The sequence below is a fragment of the Flavobacterium sp. UBA4854 genome, from assembly GCF_002399805.1.
Taxonomy (GTDB): domain Bacteria; phylum Bacteroidota; class Bacteroidia; order Flavobacteriales; family Flavobacteriaceae; genus Flavobacterium; species Flavobacterium ginsengisoli.
On the sequence record NZ_DHEI01000102.1, the window covers coordinates 1 to 22,373 of the forward strand.

The 22,373-nt window shown below is 33.1% G+C and carries 19 protein-coding genes; 11 read left to right on the plus strand and 8 right to left on the minus strand.

The window, feature by feature from the left end:
* Window positions 1–1,829, minus strand: a 1,829-nt coding sequence (gene pheT, locus B3J44_RS15075; RefSeq protein WP_286969343.1) for a phenylalanine--tRNA ligase subunit beta, incomplete at its 3' end; no start/stop codon positions are given.
* 274 nt (window positions 1,830–2,103) lie between these two features.
* Here pheT and B3J44_RS15080 point away from each other — a divergent pair.
* The 3 genes from B3J44_RS15080 (at window position 2,104) to B3J44_RS15090 (ending at window position 5,145) form a co-directional block, all read left to right on the plus strand.
* Window positions 2,104–3,609 carry an aldehyde dehydrogenase family protein gene (locus B3J44_RS15080; protein ID WP_286969344.1) on the plus strand — a complete coding sequence of 502 codons (1,506 nt, stop codon included), beginning with the start codon at window positions 2,104–2,106 and terminating at the stop codon, window positions 3,607–3,609.
* Window positions 3,610–3,672: 63 nt separating this feature from the next.
* Window positions 3,673–4,707, plus strand: coding sequence for an alcohol dehydrogenase AdhP (gene adhP, locus B3J44_RS15085; protein ID WP_286969345.1), 1,035 nt, complete (start codon window positions 3,673–3,675; stop codon window positions 4,705–4,707).
* A 66-nt stretch (window positions 4,708–4,773) separates the two neighbouring features.
* Window positions 4,774–5,145, plus strand: a complete 372-nt coding sequence (locus tag B3J44_RS15090; protein ID WP_286969347.1) for a DUF779 domain-containing protein — start codon at window positions 4,774–4,776, stop codon at window positions 5,143–5,145.
* 75 nt (window positions 5,146–5,220) lie between these two features.
* Here B3J44_RS15090 and B3J44_RS15095 read toward each other — a convergent pair whose 3' ends face one another.
* The 5 genes from B3J44_RS15095 to B3J44_RS15115 all read right to left on the minus strand — a co-directional run bounded on the left by B3J44_RS15095 (window position 5,221) and on the right by B3J44_RS15115 (window position 12,935).
* Window positions 5,221–6,144, minus strand: coding sequence for an AraC family transcriptional regulator (locus tag B3J44_RS15095; RefSeq protein WP_286969349.1), 924 nt, complete (start codon window positions 6,142–6,144; stop codon window positions 5,221–5,223).
* Window positions 6,145–6,215: 71 nt separating this feature from the next.
* Window positions 6,216–7,079 carry a bestrophin family protein gene (locus B3J44_RS15100; RefSeq protein ID WP_198855749.1) on the minus strand — a complete coding sequence of 288 codons (864 nt, stop codon included), beginning with the start codon at window positions 7,077–7,079 and terminating at the stop codon, window positions 6,216–6,218.
* Between the two features lie 234 nt (window positions 7,080–7,313).
* Window positions 7,314–8,624, minus strand: a complete 1,311-nt coding sequence (locus B3J44_RS15105) for a TolC family protein (protein WP_286969350.1) — start codon at window positions 8,622–8,624, stop codon at window positions 7,314–7,316.
* A gap of 37 nt (window positions 8,625–8,661) precedes the next feature.
* A complete protein-coding gene (locus tag B3J44_RS15110; protein WP_286969351.1) occupies window positions 8,662–11,760 on the minus strand; it encodes an efflux RND transporter permease subunit in 3,099 nt (1,032 codons plus the stop codon).
* Between the two features lie 116 nt (window positions 11,761–11,876).
* Window positions 11,877–12,935: an efflux RND transporter periplasmic adaptor subunit gene (locus B3J44_RS15115; RefSeq protein WP_286969353.1), complete on the minus strand. Its 1,059-nt coding sequence runs from the start codon at window positions 12,933–12,935 to the stop codon at window positions 11,877–11,879.
* 454 nt (window positions 12,936–13,389) lie between these two features.
* Between B3J44_RS15115 and B3J44_RS15120 the strand changes: the two genes are divergently transcribed.
* From B3J44_RS15120 to B3J44_RS15135, 4 genes are all read left to right on the plus strand, one after another.
* Complete coding sequence (locus tag B3J44_RS15120) at window positions 13,390–13,995, plus strand: TlpA family protein disulfide reductase (protein WP_198855745.1); 606 nt, start codon at window positions 13,390–13,392, stop codon at window positions 13,993–13,995.
* Between the two features lie 30 nt (window positions 13,996–14,025).
* A complete protein-coding gene (locus tag B3J44_RS15125; RefSeq protein ID WP_278021721.1) occupies window positions 14,026–14,880 on the plus strand; it encodes a hypothetical protein in 855 nt (284 codons plus the stop codon).
* A gap of 68 nt (window positions 14,881–14,948) precedes the next feature.
* Window positions 14,949–15,293, plus strand: a complete 345-nt coding sequence (locus tag B3J44_RS15130) for a hypothetical protein (protein WP_286969355.1) — start codon at window positions 14,949–14,951, stop codon at window positions 15,291–15,293.
* A gap of 64 nt (window positions 15,294–15,357) precedes the next feature.
* Window positions 15,358–15,960 carry a PAS domain-containing protein gene (locus B3J44_RS15135; RefSeq protein ID WP_286969356.1) on the plus strand — a complete coding sequence of 201 codons (603 nt, stop codon included), beginning with the start codon at window positions 15,358–15,360 and terminating at the stop codon, window positions 15,958–15,960.
* 245 nt (window positions 15,961–16,205) lie between these two features.
* Here B3J44_RS15135 and recG read toward each other — a convergent pair whose 3' ends face one another.
* Window positions 16,206–18,314, minus strand: coding sequence for an ATP-dependent DNA helicase RecG (recG, locus tag B3J44_RS15140; RefSeq protein ID WP_286969357.1), 2,109 nt, complete (start codon window positions 18,312–18,314; stop codon window positions 16,206–16,208).
* 256 nt (window positions 18,315–18,570) lie between these two features.
* On the opposite strand from recG, the gene B3J44_RS15145 reads away from it, so the two are divergent.
* From B3J44_RS15145 to B3J44_RS15160, 4 genes are all read left to right on the plus strand, one after another.
* Complete coding sequence (locus tag B3J44_RS15145; protein ID WP_286969358.1) at window positions 18,571–18,990, plus strand: hypothetical protein; 420 nt, start codon at window positions 18,571–18,573, stop codon at window positions 18,988–18,990.
* A 133-nt stretch (window positions 18,991–19,123) separates the two neighbouring features.
* Window positions 19,124–20,893, plus strand: a complete 1,770-nt coding sequence (locus B3J44_RS15150) for a hypothetical protein (protein ID WP_286969359.1) — start codon at window positions 19,124–19,126, stop codon at window positions 20,891–20,893.
* A gap of 33 nt (window positions 20,894–20,926) precedes the next feature.
* On the plus strand, window positions 20,927–21,466 hold the full coding sequence (locus B3J44_RS15155) for a DUF1697 domain-containing protein (protein ID WP_286969360.1): 540 nt from the start codon (window positions 20,927–20,929) through the stop codon (window positions 21,464–21,466).
* Complete coding sequence (locus tag B3J44_RS15160) at window positions 21,466–21,867, plus strand: DUF4348 domain-containing protein (RefSeq protein ID WP_286969361.1); 402 nt, start codon at window positions 21,466–21,468, stop codon at window positions 21,865–21,867. The genes B3J44_RS15155 and B3J44_RS15160 overlap by 1 nt, the downstream gene beginning before the upstream one ends.
* Before the next feature lie 2 nt (window positions 21,868–21,869).
* On the opposite strand, the gene B3J44_RS15165 is transcribed toward B3J44_RS15160, so the two are convergent.
* Window positions 21,870–22,373 (minus strand): hypothetical protein, encoded by a 504-nt coding sequence (locus B3J44_RS15165; RefSeq protein ID WP_286969362.1) that lies wholly within the window; start codon window positions 22,371–22,373, stop codon window positions 21,870–21,872.

The following is a 22,373-nucleotide window of genomic DNA, read 5'->3' on the forward strand; positions in this document are numbered from 1 at the left end:
GAAACTAATAAAGAAAGGTGTTTATGCTCTTCATATCCGTTTAAATACTTGTGATATGTTTTTCCGAATTCAAATAATTTTAAATCCGAATTTTTTCTATTAATGTTATAAGAAACCGCTTCTAAGCCAGAAAATAATAAAGACTGGCGAAGTGTCGCTAAATCGCTACTCAACGGATTCAACATTGAAACATTATGTTCTTCTTTTAATGAAGCAGATAATTTCGCATAAGCTGCAGTTGTCAATGAGTTAGCCATCATTTCGTGGAAACCTTGCGAATTTAACTGAGAAGCAATTACGTTTTGTACTTTATAATCTTCTGTTCTTGGTGAATTTGCTACTGTAGCATTAAATTTCTTAGAAAAATTAATGTTGTTATAACCGTAAACTCTCAAGATTTCTTCGATTACGTCAATTTCACGCTGAACGTCTACACGATATGCAGGAATTGTTAAACCTAAACCAGTATCAGAAACGCTGTTTACTTTAATATCTAAAGAAACCAAGATTTTTTTAATCGTATCTTTTGGGATTTCCTGTCCGATAATTTTAGAAACATGGCTAAAATTCAATAAAACAGAAAAATCTTCCACTTTTTTAGGGTACACTTCTACAACATCAGAAGTAATTTTTCCGCCAGCAACTTCTTGAATTAAAAGCGCTGCACGTTTTAAAGCATATTCTGTAATCGTTGGGTCAATTCCTCTTTCAAATCTAAAAGAAGCATCTGTACTTAATTGATGTCTTTTTGCTGTTTTACGAATGCTCACAGGATCAAAATAAGCACTTTCTAAGAAAATAGAAGTAGTTCCTTCAGAAACGCCAGATTTTTTACCGCCAAAAACACCTGCAATACAAAGCGGACCTTTTTCGTCGCAAATCATTAAATCTTCTTTGTGAAGTGTTCTTTCAACGTCATCAAGAGTAACAAATTTAGTTCCTTCAGTAGCTGTTTTTACAATGATTTTTCCGTTGATTTTTGCTGCGTCAAAAGCATGTAAAGGTTGCCCTAATTCATGAAGAACATAATTAGTAACGTCAACAATATTATTTTTTGGAGTTAATCCGATAGCTTTTAAACGATCTTGTAACCAGCTTGGAGATTCATGTACAGAAATTCCAGAAATAGTTACACCACAATATCTTGGAGCTAAATGATTATCTTCAACATTTACATCAATTTTTAGGGTGCGCATGTCAACTCTAAAATTGCTTACAGAAGGTGTAATCAATTCTATGTTTACGCCACGCTGCAACATTCCCGCTCTTAAATCGCGTGCAGTTCCAAAATGACTCATAGCATCGGCACGGTTAGGTGTCAATCCAATTTCAAAAACTTCGTCATTTGCAATTTGAAAAACTTCAGAAGCAGGTGTTCCAGGAACTAAATCCTCAGCCAAAACCATAATTCCGTCGTGACTTGTACCTAGACCTAATTCATCTTCAGCACAGATCATTCCGTGACTCTCTTGTCCGCGGATTTTTCCTTTTTTAATGGTAAATTCTGCACCATCTTTATCGTATAGAACAGTTCCGATTGTTGCAACAGGCACTTTTTGTCCTGCAGCCACATTTGCAGCACCACAAACAATTTGTACAGGAGCTTCTAAACCAATATTAACGGTGGTAACTTTCAATCTATCAGCATCAGGATGTTTTTCGCATGTTAGCACGTGTCCAACAACAACGCCTGCTAAACCTCCTTTTATTGATTCGTATTTTTCGACAACTTCAACCTCTAAACCTAAATCTGTTAGTAATTCAGAAGTCTGCTCAGATGTCCAATCTGTTTTAATAAATTGTTTTAACCAGTTGTAAGATATTTTCATTGTAGTTCTTTAATTCTTTGTATGAGGTTACAAATATAAGGATTGCGCATTGGAGTAGGAAAAAATTGAGTAGTTTTTTCTAGTTGTTTTTAAATGACTGAAAAATGCTGCCTGCTAATTATTTAGCAATTTATAGATTAAAATTTTGATAAATGATTATTATAAAAGACTAAAAAAAACGAATGTGTAATTTTTGTGCTACAAGATGAATGAATAATGCTATTCTGTTTCTTTTTATGAAACTAAATTTGGAGTAAATCAAAAAAAGAATATTATGAGCACCGCAGTAAAAAGACCTGAATTTAAGGCAAAATACGATAACTATATTGGTGGAAAATTTGTAGCGCCAATTACAGGAGAATACTTTGATGTTGTTTCTCCAATTGATGGAAAAGTATTTACAAAAGCAGCACATTCTGGAAAAGAAGATCTCGAATTGGCTGTAGATACTGCTTATGAAGCATTTAAAACTTGGGGAAAAACTTCTGTAACCGAAAGGAGTATTTTACTAAATAAGATTGCACAAAAAATAGAAGACAATTTAGAATATATCGCTGCAGTTGAAACGGTTGATAACGGAAAACCAATTCGTGAAACACTTGCGGCCGATATTCCGTTAGCAATTGATCACTTTAGATATTTTGCTGGAGTTATTCGTGCAGAAGAAAGTTCGATAGCAGAATTAGATTCACAGACGGTTTCTATTGCGTTAAGCGAACCTCTAGGTGTTGTGGCGCAGATTATTCCGTGGAATTTTCCAATTTTAATGGCAGTCTGGAAAATTGCTCCAGCTCTTGCGGCAGGAAATACAATTGTCTTGAAACCAGCAGAAAGTACGCCAATATCTATTATGGTTTTAATGGAATTAATTGGTGATCTTCTTCCTCCAGGAGTTCTGAATATTGTAAATGGTTTTGGTGCAGAATTAGGTCGTCCGTTAGTAACCAATAAAAAAGTATCAAAAGCGGCATTTACAGGTTCTACTACTACAGGACGTTTGGTAATGCAATATGCAACAGAAAATATTATTCCGGTTACTTTAGAATTGGGCGGAAAATCTCCAAATATTTTCTTCCCATCAGTAGCAGATCACGATGACGATTTCTTTGACAAAGCTGTAGAAGGCGCTGTTTTGTTTGCTTTAAATCAAGGTGAAATTTGTACTTGTCCTTCTAGATTATTAATTCACGAAGATATTTACGACAAGTTTATCAAAAAAGTAATTGAAAGAACAGAAGCTATTATTGCTGGAAATCCGTTAGATAAATCTACTATGATTGGCGCTCAGACTTCGATTGTTCAGAAAGAAAAAATCATGTCTTATATCAAATTAGGAAAAGAAGAAGGAGCAGAATTATTGACTGGTGGTGATGAAAATAAATTGGGTGGCGATTTAGAAGGTGGCTATTACATCAAACCAACTTTATTTAAAGGTCACAACAAAATGAGAATTTTTCAAGAAGAAATTTTCGGGCCAGTTTTGGCAGTTACGACTTTTAAAACTACCGAAGAAGCGATCGAAATTGCAAATGATACCATGTATGGTTTAGGAGCTGGAGTTTGGACTCGTGATGCACATGAAATCTATCAGGTTCCAAGAGCGATTCAATCTGGTCGAGTTTGGATTAATCAATACCATTCTTATCCTGCAGGAGCTCCGTTTGGAGGCTACAAACAATCTGGAATTGGCCGTGAAAATCATAAAATGATGCTGAGCCAGTATCGCCAAACCAAAAACATGCTGATTTCTTACGATAAAAAGAAACTAGGATTCTTCTAAAAGAATATAAACTTGAGAATAGAAAGCTAAAAAAGTTTTCTATTCTCTTAAAACCATAGAATTATGCTTCCAAAAACAATGAAAGCTGCGGTCGTTAGAGAATTTGGTTCTCTTCTACAAATTGAAGAAGTTGAAGTAAAACGCCCAGGTAGAAATGAAATTCTTGTAAAAGTAATTGCAAGTGGAGTGTGCCACACCGATTTACATGCTGTAGATGGGGATTGGCCAGTTAAACCTAAAATGCCTTTAATTCCAGGGCACGAAGCCGTTGGTTACGTTGTTGCAGTTGGACAGGACGTAAAAAACGTAAAAGAAGGAGACGCTGTTGGCGTGCCTTGGCTATACAGTGCCTGCGGAGGCTGTGATCATTGTATTACAGGCTGGGAAACTTTATGCGAAAGTCAGCAGAATGGCGGTTATAGCGTAGATGGTGGATTTGCAGAATATGTAATTGCAGATGCCAGATATGTTGGAATTTTGCCTTCTAATGTGAATTTTATAGAAATGGCTCCGATTTTATGTGCTGGTGTTACGGTTTATAAAGGATTAAAAGAAACTGAGGTAAAACCTGGCGAATGGGTAGCAATTTCTGGTATTGGAGGTTTAGGGCACGTTGCTGTGCAATATGCAAAAGCTATGGGAATGAATGTGGCTGCAATTGATATTGGAGATGATAAATTGGAACTGGCAAAAAAATTAGGTGCCGATTTGGTTGTTAATGCTAAAAATCAAAATCCTGGAGAATTCTTAAAGAAAGAGGTTGGTGGAATGCATGGGGCATTGGTTACCGCAGTTTCTCCAATTGCGTTCAAACAAGGGCTTGAAACATTGAGAAGAAAAGGTACAATGGCATTAAACGGACTTCCTCCAGGCAATTTTGATTTGTCTATTTTCGATACCGTATTAAATAGAATCACCATTAGAGGTTCTATTGTAGGGACCCGAAAAGATATGAAGGAAGCAATTGAATTTGCTGTTGATGGCAAAGTGAAAGCAACCGTAACAACTTCAAAACTAGAAGATGTAAACACCGTTTTTGATAAAATGAAAAAAGGTGAAATAGAAGGAAGAATTGTGCTAGATATAGCACAGTCCTAAATAGTTGGTTATGTTAAAGCAGTAAAATCTTAATTGAGTTTACTGCTTTTTTTAATTTTTATAGCGATGATTAAACGAATTGATGCCACAGAAAAAGCAGTCGAACTGATTAATGTTCTAAAAGAAAAACACGGTGATTTGATGTTTTATCAAGCTGGAGGATGTTGCGAAGGCACACAACCGCAGTGTTTTGAAAAAGGAGGTTATTATCAGCGAACTGGAGATGTTTGTATTGGTAAGGTTGAAGATGTTGAATTTTGGGTAGACAAAGATTTATTCGAATACTGGAAACATGCTCACTTTACTCTTACCGTAATTGACGCATTTGGAGTAGGAGGTTTTTCTTTAGAAACTCCATTAAAAAAGACTTTTCAAATCGAATATAGAATTTTTACTCCCGAAGAAGAGAAAGATTTAGAACCAGTGACTTTTTTTTAAGTAACAAAGGTTCAGAGTTGCAAAGTGGCAAAGGTTTTCAAAACTTTGAACCTATGTATCTTTGTTACTTTGCGCCTAATTTATATAAAGTAACTGATACTGTTTTGGTGTAATTCCTTCGTATTTTTTAAATAATCTAATGAAGTAGTTGGCATCTTCGAAACCAGCTAAATAACAAACCTCGTTGATTTGTAAGCTTGGATTCTTCAATAAGTTTTTAGCACATTTTATTTTTTCATTCAAAATATACTCAATTGGACTCATTCCGAGTTCTCGTTTAAAGAATCTATAAAAAGAAGTGGTACTCATACAAGCTTTTTCGCTTAGTGATTTCAAACTTATATTCTCTTTTAAATTCTGTTTGATATATTCTGTAACCTCTGTAATTGGATTATTGTTTTCAATAAATTTTCCTTCATTAAGAGATTTTACAGTCTGCGTTTGAATAATTCTGATCAATAATTCTTTTAAAGTCAGATCGGCAAAAATATCTTTGGTGATCGATGTGCTCATGCATTCTTTGATGAGCTTATTAATCGTCGCAGCCATTTCGACATTATTGTAAAAGAAATAATTCTGATAGTTTAACTGCCAGTACATGTTATTTCCCTCTTTCGGATATTGTTCATTTAAGAAATTTAAGATTTCCACGATTTTAGATTGATCAATTGCTAGCGCCAGACATTGAGTTGGATTGCTTTTGGAGGCTTCCGGAAAGTCAATTTTCATTTCTACGTTTGAAGGAACAATTACTGTTTCTCCAGGCAGATATTCAAATTCAGGATCATCAAAAAGATGCATTACTTTTTTGCCTCTTAGCATGCTTGTCACCACTAAATCGTTAAATTTTAACGGAACCATTTTAGTCGATTCGTAGGTTTCAAACAAATTTAATTCACAATGATTCAAATTGTAAATAGTTCTGTTTTCGACAAGAGTCTTTAATGATTTTTCTTGCGATAATTGGAGCGGATTGACTAAGAATCGTTGATTGTTCATTAAATTTTGTTTTTAGTGGAGACTTTAAATTTAATGAAAATAAGGATATAAACGGCAGATTTAACGTTTTATTAAATCAGTTCTTCAACGTGTTTTTTGATGTTTTCGGAAATCTTTCTTGTTGGAAGATCATTTTCGTCATTTCCAAACGGATCTTCAATTTCTTCGGCAATAAGCTCTAAACTGGCCAATACATAAAAGATAAAAACCACCACAGGCGCAACTAAATATCCTAAACTAACAGAATAGCCAAACGGAAGGGTCATAGTATAAAAGAAGATGAATTTCTTTATAAAAGCACTGTAAGAGTAGGGAATAGGTGTGTTTTTAATGCGCTCACAAGCTCCGCAGATATCTGTAAAAGCGACTAATTCTTCATTTATTGTAATAAGCTGATCGCCAGATATTTTTCCAGCATCATACAAATCGTTGATTTTATGATACATTATTCTTTTTAACTGATTCGGTTTGTGTTTGTGATGGTCAATTTCCAAATCAACATCTTCAAAAAGCTGTTTGCTAGTTTCTTCGTCTTTTAAATGGATATTCAGAATTTCAGCATACATAGGAATAAATTTTCTAAAAAACTTTCTGTCATTTTCGTCTTTTAAAATTGCTGAAAGTTTTATAGCTAGATTACGGCTGTTATTTACAAGTCCGCCCCAAAGTTTTCGACCTTCCCACCATCTGTCATAAGCGGTATTGGTTCTAAAAACAAGTAAAAGTGAAATCACAAAACCAAGCATTCCGTGCATCATCGGAATATTATAAATATAATCGTTTTTGGTTACCTTAAAATATTGAAGTTCAAGATAACATACAATTGTGGCATATATTCCAATTGCAATCATAATCGTAAACAGTTTTCGAACGGTATCCGATTTATGAAAATGAAAAATAAAGGTGAACCAGTCTTTGGTATTGTATGTAATCATTGAAGTATGTTTTGAAACAAATTTAAATTAAAAAAATATTCTGCTGTGTGTAAAATAGAAAAATATTCAGCACCAAGAATTATGGATGATTTGAGATCATACAAACAGAATTTTTTCTTTAAAAATGTTTGCTAACATTAAAAAAAATCTGCCAAATCTGCTAAATCTGTGAGAGAAAAATAGCTCGCAGATTTAGCAGATTCGGCAGATCATATTTGATTTTTAAAAGGAAAATTAAAAGTTAATATTTCCCGCTAATTCTTTTAAGGCAATTTCAGATAATTTTGCTTCGTATTGTGCATTGCTGTAACGCACTTTTGCATTGACATAATTTAACTGAGCAGTTCTAAAATCGAGTGTTGTAATGGTTCCGATTTTAAATTTGTCTAATGTGATTTCCAAATTCTGTCTGGCAATAGCTTCATTGTTTTCTTCTAAACCAATCAATTCCAAATTGGTTAAATACGTTTGAAAAGCAGTACTTAATTGTGTATTTAAAATTGTGTTTTGCTGTTCTATTGCAATCTGCGAATTTTCGATCTGTAATTTAGCTACTTTTTCATTTCGATGCTGATTAAAACCATCAAAAATGTTCATAGAAGCATTAAAACCATAATTTAAACCCTTTGAAGAAGTTTCGCTGGTAAAACCTAAACTAGACTGGCTTTCAGAGAAATTATATCCAGAAGTTAATCTTAAAGTAGGATAACGGTCTGCTTTTACTTGTTTAAGCTGTAATTCGGCTATACGTTTATTAATAATTTGCGATTCTAAACCTGGATTTTGTTTCTGAGCCAAATCCATTAAATCTGCTAAAATTAATTTATTATCCACTTTTACTTCATCAGTAACCTTAAAATCGATTTTAGGATCACGAGCTAAGTATTGATTCAATAAAATTTTGCTATTGGCATACGTTTCTTTTTGTCTTAGCAAAGCCACCTGGTCAGAATTTAAATCTACTTGTGCATTTAAAACTTCTAATTTTGAAGCCTTCCCGATACTAAAACGGTTTTTAGCCAAAGTTAAACGTTGGTTCGAAATTACAATTGTTGTGTCTAACGCTGAAAGCTGTTGCTGTTGCTGAACCAAATCGTAATAAGCAGAGTTTACCTGAGCAATTTTAAGCAAAATCGTTCTTTTAAGTTCTGCATCTCCCAATTTTTGAAGCTCTTTTAACTGGTCTAGTTTGGCAAACATTTTCATTCCATCAAAAACAGTCCATCCTAAACTAACACCGTAATTTAAACTGTTATTTTTGGCATTGTTCAATGTCGTTGATGTACCATCCTGACGTACTTGTGTTGAATTCGTAAGATTGTTATTGTCTGTAATACTTGCCGTTGCAGTAGGCAACATTCCTGCATTTCCAATGGTAACGTTTGTTTCGTTTATTTTAGAATTGTTTTTGGCAATTTTAATCTCAAAATTATTTTCCAAAGCTATGGTCATAGCTTGTTCAATAGTAAGAACTTCCTGTGCCTTTGTCTGAATTGCACAAAAAAGCAGGATAAGTACTGTACAATATATTTTTTTGATATTCATATTCGTTTTCTTTAACCAGAAAGTATATTTCTGGTTTTTATTTAATGCTTTCTCTTTCGTATTCGTCAATATGGTCAAATTCTGGATAATGCTTTCTTGCTCTTGACCACATAAAATAAATTGCAGGAATTACAAAAAGCGTTAAAGCCAATGAAAAGATAGTTCCTCCCACAATTACAACTCCCATACCAATTCTACTAGTCGATGCCGCTCCAAGAGAAAGTGCAATTGGAAGTGCTCCTAAAGCAATGGCTAAACTCGTCATTAAAATTGGACGTAAACGTGCTTCTGAAGCTTCTAAAATAGCTTCTAATTTTGGTTTTCCTTGTTCTCGCAACTGATTGGCAAATTCTACAATCAAAATACCGTTTTTGGTTACCAGACCAATTAGCATTACCGTACCAATCTGACTAAAAATATTCCAAGTCTGATTAAACAGCCATAGTGAGAATAAAGCTCCTGCTACTGCCATTGGTACCGTTAAAATGATGATAAAAGGATCGATGAAACTTTCAAATTGTGCTGCTAGAATTAAGAAGATTAACAATAAAGCCAATCCGAAAGCGAAAGAAGTATTAGAACTACTTTCTACGAAATCTCGGGATTCTCCAGCTAAATCTGTAGTGAAGCTTTCATCTAAAACTTTTGCTTTAATTCGGTCCATTTCTTCAATTCCTTCGCCCATACTTTTCCCTGGCGCTAAACCAGCAGAAACTGTTGCAGACATGTATCTGTTATTGTGGTACAATTGCGGCGGATTACTTTGTTCGTATACGTTTACAACGTTATCCATCTGAATCAGTTCGCCATTTTTGTTTTTCACAAACATTGAGGTCAAATCCAAAGGTTTAGATCTGTCTTTTTGGTCAAATTGTCCAATTACCTGATATTGTTTTCCGTTTTTAATGAAATAGCCAAAACGCTGTCCGCTTAAAGAAAGCTGTAAAGTTTGAGCAATATCAAGAATAGAAATTCCCAAACTTTCTGCTTTTGCACGGTCAATTGTAACGTTGATTTCTGGTTTATTAAACTTCAAGTTTACGTCAGTCGTAGAAAACACATCACTTTTACCCACTTCATTCATAAACAAAGGAATTTTTTCTCTTAATTTATCAAAGTTTGGAGCTTGAATAATGTACTGAATCGGCAAACCTCCACGTCTGTTTACGGCAATCGTTGGTTGTTGCGTTACAGAAGTTTTAGCATTCGGATATTGTTTTGTCCATTTGGTTAATTGATCGGCGATTTCTTTTTGAGATTTCTTTCTTTCGTCAACATCTTTTAAAGTAAGCCTTACCAATCCGCTATTTACAGAGTTCGAACTAAATCCTGGCGAAGTAATAACCAAACTAACTTTTTTCTCTGGAATAGAGTCATCAATTAGTCTCGAAATCTCCTGCATAAATTTATCTGTATACTCATAAGAAGAGCCCTCAGGCGTTGTCATACGCATGGTTACAGAGCTTCGGTCGTCATAAGGAGCAGTTTCTTTTGGAAGAATAGTAAAGAATAAATAAATCAATCCAAAACAAGCAATAAGAATAGGGAAACTAATCCATTTTCTATCCATGAATTTTGTTAAAGCTTCGGCATAACTGCTGTTCATTTTTTCGAAAAACGGCTCTGTTTTAATATAGAATTTCGATTTTTTCTGTTCGCCGCCTTTCATTAAATAAGCATTTAACATTGGCGTTAAAGTTAAGGATACAAAGGCAGAAATTAATACCGCGGCTCCAATTACGACCCCAAATTCTCTAAAGAGTCGTCCAACGAAACCTTCTAAGAAAATTACAGGCAAAAATACCGCTGCCAAGGTTACCGAAATAGAAATTACGGCATAGAAAATTTCATTAGAACCTTTAATAGCTGCTTCAATAGGTGACATTCCTTCTTCGACTTTTTTGAAGATGTTCTCCGTTACTACGATTCCGTCATCCACAACAAGACCAGTTGCCAAAACGATAGCTAATAAGGTTAAAACGTTTATAGAGAATCCAAAAAGCCACATAATAAAGAAAGTAGCAATTAAAGAAACCGGAATATCAATTAAAGGTCTGAATGCAATAGCCCAGTCTCTAAAAAACAGATAAATAATAATGATAACCAGAATAATTGAAATTCCTAAAGTCTCAGCCACCTCAAGTACTGATTTCTTTACGAAAATGGTATTATCTAGCGCAATATTAAGTTTAATATCTTTTGGAAGATCTTTCTTTAAAGCTTCGTATTTTTTATAGAATTCAGCCGAAATGTCCAAATAATTTGCTCCTGGCATTGGTACAATTGCAAGACCAATTAGCGGAAGTCCAGATTGGCTTAATTTTGTTTCTAAATTTTCTGGACCTAATTCTGCGCCACCAATATCGCTTAAACGAACAATTTTATCACCGTCTGTACGAATGATAATATTGTTGAATTCTTCTGGTTTAGAAAGGTTTCCAACCGTTTTTACGGTTAATTCGGTATTGTTTCCAGTTAGTTTTCCTGAAGGCAATTCGACATTTTGTGCGTTTAAAGCCGTGCGCACATCTGAAACCGTACAACCGTAAGCAGAAAGTTTTGCAGGATCGATCCATAAACGCATTGCATAACGTTTTTGCCCCCAGATTTGGACAGCACTAACACCCGGAATGGTTTCTAATCGTTGCGAAATAACATTCTCTGCATAATCACTCAACTCTAAAGAGTTTCTAGTGTCACTTTGAACAGTCATAGAAATAATAGCCTCACTATCTGCATCGGCTTTAGATACAACTGGTGGTGCATCAATATCTTGCGGTAAACTTCTAATGGCTTGCGAAACTTTGTCACGAACATCGTTTGCCGCTTCTTCTAAATCTTTGTCAAGATTAAATTCTATTGTAATGTTACTGCTTCCTTGGTTACTAGATGAAGTAATGTTTCTAATTCCGTCAATTGCATTTACCGCTTTTTCAAGTGGTTCTGTAATTTGCGATTCAATAATGTCGGAGTTGGCACCCGTATAATTGGTACGAATGGATACCTGTGCAGGGTCAATAGAAGGAAACTCTCTGACTCCTAAAAACGTATAACCAATAAGACCGAATAAAATGATTAATAAATTCAGTACTATGGTTAAAACAGGTCTTTTTATGCTTGTAGTTGATAAACTCATTTGTGATTTTAGATTTTAGATTGTCGATTTTAGATTTCAGGATTTATTGCTAAATCTTGACTACCATCTTTAAATCTATATTCAAGTCTTTCGACTTTTGACTTTTGGCTTTAGAACTATTTTACTTGAACTTTAATAGGAGCTTCGTCTTTTAAAGACATAACACCACTTGTAATCAAAGTATCTCCCGGTTTTAACCCTGATAGAATTAAGATAGAAGAATCTGTTCTTGTTGTTGCATCAACCATTACTTCTTTTGCTTGTCCGTTATTTGCAATAAAGACTTTTTTACCGTCTTGAATTGGAATAATCGCTTGAGAAGGAACTACAATAGCATCTTTAATAATGTTTAAAGGCAATTTGATATCAGCAAAAGTTCCAGGGAAAAGTTTTCCATCGGTATTATCAGCCAAAGCACGAATTTGAAGTGTACGTGTAGCAACGGCAACTTCTGGTTCGATGGCATAAATTTTTGCATTGTATGTTTTATCTGAACCAGAAACTTTAAAATCGATTACCGATCCTGATTTTACTTCTGAAGCATATTTTTCTGGAATAGAAAAAGTGATTTTTAGTTTACTGGTATTAACCAATTTTGCTACTAAAACAGTAGGAGTGATGTAAGTTCCTGGAGAAATATTACGCAAACCAATTTTTCCTGAAAAAGGAGCTCTTACAGAAGTTTTAGAAATCTGTGCTCTAATTAATTGGCTCTGCGCTTGAGCAGAAGCAAGATCGGCTTTGGCAACGTCTGCTTCTTCTTGACTAATTGCTTCTTTTTGAAGCAATAATTTTGCTCTTCTTGCATTTTCGGCAGCCAATTCTTCTCTAGTTATAGCCTGTCTTAATTGTGCTTTTAGTTCGATATCGTTTACTTTTAAAAGCACTTGTCCTTTTGATACATTGGCACCTTCGTTAAAGAATATTCCTTCCACAATTCCTGAAACCTCACTATGAATTTCAATTTGTTCATTTGCTTCAATAGATCCTGATAAAGCAAGATTATTGTCAAAAGTGGTTGTTTTTATTACGATTCCATTAACAGTTGTTGGAGATTTTTTGTCGTTGAATTTTTTGGAGTCGTCGTTTTTACCCTTATTAGAAATAATTCTATAGGTAATAAAACCTCCAATTGTAATAATTAAAAGGGTGTAAATGAGGTGTTTTACTTTCATAAAATTGAGGTGAATATAGATTTTAGGTTTGTGTTTTTAGTAAGCTTACAAATTTAACTTTTTGGTGCGAAATCGAAAGCTGTTGGCTTTTATTTAACATTTGTATGTACAAAGGTTTGCATTTAGACTACAGTTGGGTCAAAAGGTTTAATTGAAGGTTAATTTTTTTTTCAAAAAAATAATAGGGTTTCTGTTGTGAAGACACATTGTTTCTTGCCTTAGAAAAAAAATAAGCTTTTTGTCTGATTTTTTTTGCACTTTATCGATTTTATTTGTAACATTGATACGTTAAACAAAATGATCGGATTTTTCAGAATTGCTGTAAGTTTTATATAGTATTACTGTTAAAAAATGTAAGTAGAAGTTGTTTTTTTTGGTTTTTTACACAATATAGCTAGATGTTATATTAACAAGTGTTTATTCTTTGTTGTTTAAATAATAAAAAAATGATTTTATGAAGAAAAAATTACTTCTAACTTTATGGTTCGCATTTTTACTTCTTTCAATTGGTTATTTGTTTTGGCAAAACGAGTTTAAATACAGTTTGCCAACTCCAATACCAAAAAATTATCATGCTATTGCCATGGGATCAAAAATTGATTTAGGACCATGCTGTGCATTTGACAATAGACCCATTTTTATACATTTTTTCAATCCCGAATGTCCATGTTCGCGATTCAACGTGCCTCATGTAAGTGCTTTGATTAAAAAATACGGAGATCAGATCAATTTTAAAATTGTGGTTTTAAACAAACAGAAAAATTTTACGATTGATGAGATTCAACAAAAGTTTGATGCTAAGATTCCCGTTTACTTTGATGAAGCAATTGCTAAAAAATGTGGTGTTTTCTCTACACCTCAGGCCGTTTTGCTAGATCAGTCTCACAATTTATATTATAGAGGCAATTACAATAAAACTAGATATTGTACAGATACTAAAAGTAATTATGCCCAAATGGCGATAGATTCTCTTCTTGGGAGAAAAGACAACCACAACCCATCTTTTAATGCTTTAGCTCTTAGAGCTTACGGATGCTCATTACCAAAATGTACTAAATAACTATTTCCAAAAACCTAAATCTAAATTCCCATGAAAACAAAAGCTAGCTTAAACGAACAAGATTATCTGCACAGTTTTATGTCTACAATGACACAAAAATCAGATACAATTATTAATTATGTACTTGCGGTATATTTTCTTCTCGGTATCGGATTGTCTTTTAAATACGATACTTTCGAAATTGGCGTTGGAGTCGGAACACTGAATCTTTTGATGTATTACTCAGCAAAATTTTTCATGAAAAACTCCAAATTCTATCAATATGTTTTGTCTGTAGTTCTAGCTATTTTTATGGCACAATACATTTACCAGATGCACGGAATGTTCGAAATGCATTTTACTGTGTTCATTGCAAGTACAATCTTGATTATTTATCAGAATTGGAGACTTCAAATTCCACTGACTTTATTGGTTGTATTGCATCATGCAGGATTGGCGTATCTTCAAAACTTTATTTATAATGATGCCAATGGGCTTCAGGTTTATTTTTCGCAAGTTAATTTTGATATGGAGACCTTAGTAATCCATACCGTTTTGGCTACTGTGGTATTTTTTATGAACGGATATTGGGCGTATTATTTTAAAGAACACAGTGAAAATCATATCTCAAAAATTTCAGATGAATACGAGCTGGAAAACATGAAGTTAGCTTCAGCAAAATACAGTTCAATGTCAGCTACAAAAGATTACAACGATTTTATACATAGAACAACTTTAGATTTAAAGCTTCCTGTAAATTCAGTTTTAAAACTTATTGATGTTTCAAAAGGGCATACAGACAATGACAAATTGCTTACTTATCTTGAAATGATGAGAGAAAGTGCCAAGAAAATTGATGATTTAGTTAATGATATTCATGTAAAATCTACAAACACCAGAAGTTAGAAAAATTAATTTCCGATTAGAACCGGAACCAGCTCCCCAAAGTAATATTAATTTTTTAAGCCTGTTATATGTTTAAGTATGATTTACCAACTGCAGTTCCTACGCTGCATAATCTAAAAAAAATTATTGATGATTTTTTGAATGAAAGCATTACATTAAATTCAATCGAAAAAATTGGCGCTCAATCTGAATTTGAAATAGAAGTAAGAGAAATTTTTAAAAACTATAGAGGTAATTCTCATGTTTACGATCTCGATTTTCAATATAAAAAACTAATACAGATTATGACTGACATTCATAATCTTAATCTCGCTGTTAACAATCAGATTCCAGAATGGTTGGAAAATGAATTAGAAACGGTTTTCCGTAAAATCAGAAATATTCTGCTTGTTTTGGAGATAGAATTAAATTGAGAATTGTTTAATGATTCATTTTATATACTTAATTGAACTGTAGATTAATTTAATTGTAAAATTTATGGATGCCAGATTAAACCGTCCGACACCTTCTGATAGAGAAGTTGATTGGAATAAGAATAAAGTGCTGCTTAGTAAAACTGACAAAAAAGGAACCATTTTATATGCCAATGAAGACTTTATAGATGTTTCTGGTTATGATGAATTTGAACTTGTAGGTCAGCCTCACAATATTGTGCGACATCCAGACATGCCAAAAGTGATTTTTAAATTCTTATGGGACAGTATTAAATCCAGTGAAAATATTCATGTTATCATAAAAAACATGGCAAAAACTGGACGTTATTATTGGGTAGTAACTGATTTTAAAATTGTTGCGGACACAGATGGTGAAATTGTAGGTTTCTTTGGAACTAGAAAATCGGTTCCAAATGATATTATTGTGAAATTTATTGAGCCTTTGTACAAAAAGCTTTTGCAGATTGAAGAAACCAGTGGTTTGCATGCTTCTGAAGAATATCTTGTAGGTTTTCTAGAAGAAAGAAAGAAAACCTACATGGAATACATCGATCATTTGATTGCAACAGGCAAGGATGATAAAAATAAAGTTAGCAAAGGCTTATTTAGTGGTCTTTTTGAGAAGAAAAATGACGCAAAAAAGTAACAAAAGCTTATATACTTCATTGTGTCTGATAAAAAATATTCACCCCTTAAATTTGTTCCCCCAGCAAAACTAAATCACATGAATATGAGGCTCAATGAAGTATTTTTTTAAGATGCTAAGTTTCTAAGACGCTAAGTTTTTTAGATTAAAAGTAGAAAGGTTCAAAGGTTAATTAATTAACCTTTGAACCTTTCTTTTTAAGGATTTTAGAACCTTAGCGTCTTAGAAACTTAGTATCTTAGTATCTAGCTAATATAATTCCAGATATTCTTCTTCTTGGTCATTTCAATGAAAATTGCTCTTAGAATAGCATTTTCAGGTTTTTGAAGTGCAGAATCTTCTTTTAAGATTTTCATAGCATAATTTCTAGCCAAAGAAAGAATTTCTCGATCCTTTACAATATCTGCAATTTGAAGATTTAAAACACCGCTTTGCTGAGTTCCCATCATGTCGCCTGGACCACGAAGTTTTAAATCTACTTCGGCAATTTCGAAACCATCATTGGTCTGAACCATTGTTTCCATTCTGGTTTTGCTATCAGAGCTTAATTTATGTCCAGTCATCAAAATGCAATAACTTTGTTCAGCGCCACGGCCAACACGTCCGCGGAGCTGGTGCAATTGCGAAAGCCCAAATCTTTCGGCACTTTCTATAATCATTACGCTGGCGTTTGGTACGTTTACGCCAACTTCGATAACCGTTGTAGCTACCATAATATTGGTTTTTCCTTCTGAGAAACGCTTCATTTCAGAATCTTTATCAGCTGGTTTCATTTTTCCGTGAAGAATGGAAATTGAATATTGAGGCAACGGAAAATCGCGAGAAATACTCTCGTAACCATCCATTAAATCCTTATAATCCATTTTTTCTGATTCCTGAATTAGCGGATAAACGATATAAATCTGTCTTCCTTTTGCAATTTCATCTCGAAGAAATTTCCAGACTTTCAATCTATTACTGTCAAAACGATGCACGGTCTGAATTGGTTTTCTTCCTGGAGGTAATTCATCAATAACAGAAATATCCAAATCGCCATATAAGCTCATTGCCAAAGTTCTCGGGATAGGAGTGGCAGTCATGACTAAAACGTGTGGCGGAATATCATTTTTCTTCCACAGTTTAGATCTTTGCTCTACACCAAAACGATGCTGTTCATCAATTACAGAAAGGCCTAAATTTTGAAATTTTACTTTATCTTCTAATAAGGCATGAGTTCCGATCAAAATTTTAAGTTCTCCGTTTTCCAGTTCTTCATGAATAATTTTTCTTTCAGAAGTTTTAGTAGAACCTGTTAATATTCGGATATTGATATTTAATGTTTTAGCAAACTCAGACAAACCAAGAAAATGCTGATTGGCCAAGATTTCTGTAGGAGCCATTAAACAAGCCTGAAAACCATTGTCAATAGCCAAAAGCATGCTCATAAAAGCTACAATCGTTTTTCCTGAACCAACATCTCCTTGAAGAAGGCGGTTCATTTGGGCATTGCTTCCCATATCGGTCCTGATTTCCTTAATCACTCTTTTTTGAGCATTAGTCAAATCAAAAGGCAAATGATTTTTATAAAATTCATTAAAAAGTTCGCCCACTTTGTCAAATGGATGTCCTTTTATTTTATGTTTTTGAATAAGATTTTTAGTAATTAATTGCAACTGAATAAAAAACAATTCTTCAAATTTTAATCTGAACTGTGCTTTCGCTAAAATTTCAGCGCTTTTCGGAAAATGAATATTAAATAATGCCGCACGTTTTGGAATCAGTTTTAATTCTTCGATTAAAAAAGGAGGAAAGGTTTCGGTAAAAAGCGCCTGAGTTTCTAAGAAAAGTTGCTCCATCATTTTATTAATGGTGCGGTTTGAAATGCCTTTATTGGCTAAAGTTTCTGTTGAAGGATAAACAGGTTGCATAGCCGAACGTAAACTTCTTTCATGCTCGCTTAACAATTCGATTTCAGGATGTGCCATACTAAACTGGCTTCCGTAGAGCGAACATTTTCCAAAAATCACCAAAGTTTCATTTAGCTTTAAGCTTTCGCGTATCCACTTATGGCCTTGAAACCAGTTTAAGTCAATTTGCCCAGTATCATCAACAAAAGTTGCTACTAGACGTTTTTTGTTTTTGGCAAATTCAACAGTTTTAATATGAATGATTTTTCCAATAATCTGAACTTCAGAACCTGTATTTTGCAATTCGTTAATCTTGTAATAACGCGTTCTGTCAATATATCGATTTGGAAAAAGATTGACTAAATCTCCATATTTATGAATACCCAATTCCTTACGAAGTAACTGGCCGCGACTAGGACCAACACCTTTTAAGTATTCTATTGGAGTTTCTAGAAGATTATTAGACATTCGAAAATTTAGATTTTATAGAGCCAAGAATAAAAGAGTCAAGAAGAAAGGAAAAAGAGAAAGTATATTCAATATTTCTTTCTTTTTGACTCTTTTTATTTAGAAAAGCGAAGATAGATTTTAATTAGGAATTTTGAAAATGAATTGTTGCTTTCAAGTCTTTGAATATTAAGTTATCGTTAAGCTGTAAAATAAAGACGCAACTATTTTAAGCAAGTAAACTCTTATTAATAGTTAACAATCAAAAACTATAAATATGAAAAAAATTGGACTTTTAATTGTAATGCTCATTTCTCTTATTTCCTGTTCTGACAGCGACGACATATCATCTGAAAGTTATATTGGTAAATGGACTTTAATAAGAATGGGCAGTAATAATCCTGCGGCAAATTCTATAGATATTTTAGAATGGGAGGAATCTTATATTTTTAATTCTAATAACACATTTTCTAAAACAAGAAAAAGAGATGGAAAAACTACAACCATTTCAGGAACTTATTCTGTAATGAAAACGACAGATCAAACAAAGTTTGAGTTAAGTTATAGTGCTCAAAGTGATATAATTGGTTCTTGTACTGCGTTAAAGGAGAATCTATATATTATTAACGATATTGGAAGTTTGTATAGTGCTTGGAGCATATGTGACGGACCATTATTGGTATATGATAAGAAATAATTTTTAAATGCTTACTAATTCAATTTTAAAGCTCCGTTTTTAACGGAGTTTTTATTTTTTATCGTCAGTAAAATTTTAATAAAAAAAGATAATTGCTAGATTTGTTCAAACATTCAAATTATAAGCCCAAATTATGATTAAAGAAGAAAAAGTTCCTTTTGAAACTATGGTGTTTTCAGGTATTACATTCAAAGTAATTAACCGACACGAAGCGCACAATATTATTGGAGATTTAACCGATTTCAAAAATCAGAAAATTTATAATGTTTTTGAAGATACTTGGCGTTTTCCTGATTATGAAGAAAATCCTATATTTCTATTAGCAGAAGATGATGTAGAAATGGATTTATTTGAAATGGATTTTAGCACGGAAGAACATTCTCATATTTTCATCTTAGGATTTATTTTTAAAGGAAATCTAACGGTTTCAAAATTGATTAGTTCTTATGATACAGACAATTCTCCTGCTTTAATTGTTTTAGGAAAAACAACAACAGTCAATATTAATTTGTTTGGCAGTGTTCATTATTTAGGCGGTGGTTTGCAGTGTGATACACTTGTTGGAGAGTATAATCATGGAGAGCTTTTTGTAAAAGGAGATCTTATTGCGTGGTTAATTTATACTGATGATATGTTGCTTCATTTTGAACGTTTTACAGATGTTCAAGCAATTATAAGTGCTGGAAGGCCCGATATTTTGATTTGCAGTAATGTTCAAGACACAGACGGATCTATTATTACTGTTGAGAATTATTTACCGTCAACTCATAAATTATCTGATATTGTAGACGATGCTTTTCTTGAGTTTTCAAGTTATGGTAGTGAAATATTAGGTAATAATTATTTAGATATTTTTAAAGAAGGACTTTCAATCTTAGATTACGATAAAAAAGAGAAATATTCTTATGCTGATTTCCGTAATCAGTTTATCAATATGGTTGATATTCTGTCTGAAAATGAAGAATTAAAAGAGAACGGAAAAATCGTTAGACATATTTCGGGAACAACTTATTTGTTTATTCCTTTTGATTATGAAGGGAAAAAATACAGTCAGATTTCGGAAGAAATTTCCAATGGTTTTAACATCAGAATGCGTGCTTTATGGTGCCATGATGATGAAGAAATTATGATTATTCTGGAATATCTTGATGAAAATGGAGATCCAAAATACCAATGGATGAATGACGAAAATGCGCAAGGAATTGAATTTTTCTGCGTAAAAAATGCTGTCATGAAAACTTTTGAAATATTAACAACTCCGGAAGTCGAAGATGAAGATGACGACGAAGATGAAAGAGAATATGCAGACTATGACAACAGTTTTTCATTAGAAGAATTTGCAGTTCAATTTGGTCATTATAAATTGCCCGAAGATTTAGTAAAACTCTATGAATTTGAACAAGAATATGGAGTAGAAACGTATTCTGAATGTTTTGGGCTCACTATTACTAATGATAAAACAGGAATAAAAACTTGGTCTGAGGAAGAAGAATTCTATAATAGTTTTATCGAATTTGCGGGTGCAAACGGTTCAGGAAGTTCTTATGCATATTGGCTTATTGATGAAGATTTGAATAATTGTCCAATTGTAGTTTTTGGAGACGAAGGCGGAGTTCATATTGTGGCAGAAAATACTAAAAAATTGATTCAGCTTCTGACTCTTGACACTGAAATTTCTGTTGACTTTGATAAAGCGTATTTCTATCAAGATGAGGAATATTATGAAGAAAGCGAAAACAAAGAAGAATTTCAAGATTGGGTTAAAAATCAGTTTAATCTGGAAGCAATAGAATCTAATGAAGATGCAGATGAAATTGTAGAAGAGGCACAAAGAAAGTATAAACAAAAGTTTAACGACTTTTTAGTAAAGTTTGGCATTGAAATCAGTGAAGAAGATGAATAGTGTTTTTTATCTTTGAATAAAAATTAGAAATAAATGAAAACACATTTAGCGCTTTTACGAGGCATTAATGTTTCTGGACATAATATGATGAAAATGGAAGCTTTGAAAGCAATGCTGGAGAATCTTGGTTTTTTAAATGTTCGAACGTATCTGCAATCTGGTAATGTCTTTGTAGACAGCGAAGAAGAAGCTTCAAAAGTTGGTTTTATGATCAAACAGGAAATCTTTAAAGTTTTTGGACATGAAGTTCCTGTTGTAATGATTACAAAAGAAAATCTGCAATCTTGTTTTGCTAATAATGCATTTTTAAAAGAGAAAGATATTGACACAAAAAAACTTTATGTTGCTTTTGTATCAATGGCATTAAAAAAGGAAAGCATAAACGATTTGAAAATCAGTCAGTTTAAACCAGATGAAGCAAGTATTGATGAAAATAGGATTTTTATTAAATATGCCGTTGGTGCAGGAAAAACACGTTTTGATCAAAAATACATCGAGAAAAAATTAAATGTAACAGCAACAATTCGAAACTGGAATACGGTTACAAATTTGCTTAAAATGTACGAAGAATAATGAAAAAGTATTTTTTTATAATGTTTGTTTTTGCAATAAGTTTAAATTCTACAATTTACGCTCAGGATACAAAAACGGTTGCAGAAGATTTTAATGTCTTCTTTAAAAAATTCAATGAAGATCAAAAATTTCAAATCAGCAGAGTTATTTTTCCTTTAAAATACAAGGCAAACAATGAAGATTTTGAATTGTTAGATTACACAATGACAAAAGAGAAATATAAAGTTCTTCGTCTCAATAATAAGGCTGATGAGAAATATTTAAAACGTACATTATCAGTAAAAAAAAGCAAAGCTACTCTTGAAGAGCGCGGGCTAGATAGCGGAATTTATATTGACTATATTTTTGAATTGAAAGATAATAAATGGTTCCTGAAAACTTTTGTCGATCAATCGACTTAATGTTAATCTCGAATCCATTTTTGCATAGCTGGAAAAGGCATTTTTTGTTCTTTTTCAGCTTTTTCATTTCCAAGACATAATTCCATCCATTCTAAAAGCGGCAATCCGATATAATTTCCTGATGTAAAATTTGAGATAAACCATTCAGAACTCCCTTTATACCCGTGTGGATGGAATACAAATTCAGCAGGAAATTGTAAATGATGCAATGCAGCGTACGACCATAAAATAGCCGCAATCTCGTCACCTTGATTTGGCCAGTCTTTAGAGATTTGATCCGAACCAACGAGTTTTCTTTCTGCAGGTATTGTTACCGCAAGATGACCCGCTTCATGTAAAATATCTCCTGGATATAGCAATTTTTCATAATCGATATAAATACAATTAGGTCCTAAATCTAAACCAGGTAAAAAGGTTTCTCCAAGCTTTTTTTCAATAATTTCAATACCAATTTCTTTCAAAAAGAATACTACTTTTTTTACTTCATCATTTTCTTTAAAAGCCAT